This window comes from Sinorhizobium sp. 7-81, from assembly GCF_030124405.1.
GTDB classification, from domain to species: domain Bacteria; phylum Pseudomonadota; class Alphaproteobacteria; order Rhizobiales; family Rhizobiaceae; genus Sinorhizobium; species Sinorhizobium psoraleae.
This window is the reverse complement of sequence record NZ_JASKLT010000089.1, coordinates 1-535: the sequence shown is the minus strand read 5'-3', so window position 1 is coordinate 535 and position 535 is coordinate 1. Positions and strand designations below refer to the sequence as shown.

2 pseudogenes are annotated in these 535 nt (G+C 61.3%); both read left to right on the top strand.

The features are described from left to right. Nucleotides 1-262, top strand: a pseudogene (locus QN224_RS34245) (carbohydrate ABC transporter permease); the annotation flags it as partial. Between the two features lie 3 nt (nt 263-265). Next, nucleotides 266-535, top strand: a pseudogene (locus tag QN224_RS34240) (glycoside hydrolase family 32 protein); the annotation flags it as partial.

The window sequence follows — 535 nt, the reverse complement described above, 5'->3', positions numbered from 1 at the left end:
CAGTCTGCCGGCCCTCGCCACCGTCTCAATTCTAATGGGGATCGAGAGCTGGAACCAGTATCTCTGGCCGATCCTGGTGACGCAGACCGACTATGCCCGGCCGATTGCCGTCGCCATCGCCACCTTCTTCGGTCAGGACAGCATCTATTGGGACCGCGCCATGGCAGCCTCCGTCCTGATGATGATCCCGATCCTCGCCCTCTATCTCGCCTTCCAGCGCTGGTTCGTAAGTTCCTTTGTTGGCTCCGCCGTGAAAGGTTGATCAATGACAAGTCATGCACGCCTCTCCTCACCCCTCGACGGCAGCCTGAAGACGCTGAGCGCCACGTTCCCCGCCGGCACTACGCTCCATGCGTGGCTGAGGCCGGTCGATGCGGTTACGCCGGCCGAACTCATAGCGAGCCAGGACGGAAAGCAAATCGGCCGCCTAACGGCACGAAACACCGAGGAGTTCGAGTTCCGGGCGCTGGTGATCGAAACAGCCGGCGAAACTTCATTTAGTTACGACGCCGCGAGCACGAGCCTCTCGGTCGTC